1 protein-coding gene is annotated in these 583 nt (G+C 23.2%); it reads right to left on the bottom strand.

What is annotated here, in order from left to right; genetic code table 11:
- Positions 1 to 583: hypothetical protein (locus ACFPZ3_RS39890; RefSeq protein ID WP_379519549.1), on the bottom strand; the 583-nt coding region annotated here is incomplete at both ends.

Here is a 583-nt window from a genome sequence, read left to right as displayed (position 1 = left end):
ATTAATAATTTTTGGATATATGTATTCGTAATAAAACTTTTGATTATATAAATCAAGAGCTGTTTTATCTTTTACTATTTTTCCTAATTCTCCAGATAATTGTTGTTGATCATAGTATAAAGTTTTCGCAATTGTTTCAATTACGCTTAATTGTAGTTTTGCGATATTTATGTTATATTCTTCTTGAATTATCTGATTTAGCAGATATTCATTAATATTCAATTTCTTCAATTCTACTTCTGCAATTTTTGAATCTATTTGGAATTGTCTTAATTGACTCTTTAAAATTGTCAAAAATGCAGATATTTGTAATTCTTGATTTATAAAGTTTATAAATGCATCTTCATATTCTTTTATTATTCCAATTGCTTTAAATTGCTTTTTGATTTCATCTAAAGATAAATAGCCTTTTTTCGCTAAACTTTCTAGATTTGATAATTGAAACTTTATAAGTTGTTCTGTTTGATTTTCGTAAATCAAAGCTGAAATAATTGCAGAATCAAATCCAATATGTTTTAGATCTTTTTCTAAATCTCTTGGAGAAATTAGAAAACTTTTAAGTTTGAATTGATATTCTTTTAGT

The sequence above is a fragment of the Nonomuraea insulae genome (assembly GCF_042656245.1).
This window is presented reverse-complemented; position numbering and strand designations above follow the sequence as displayed.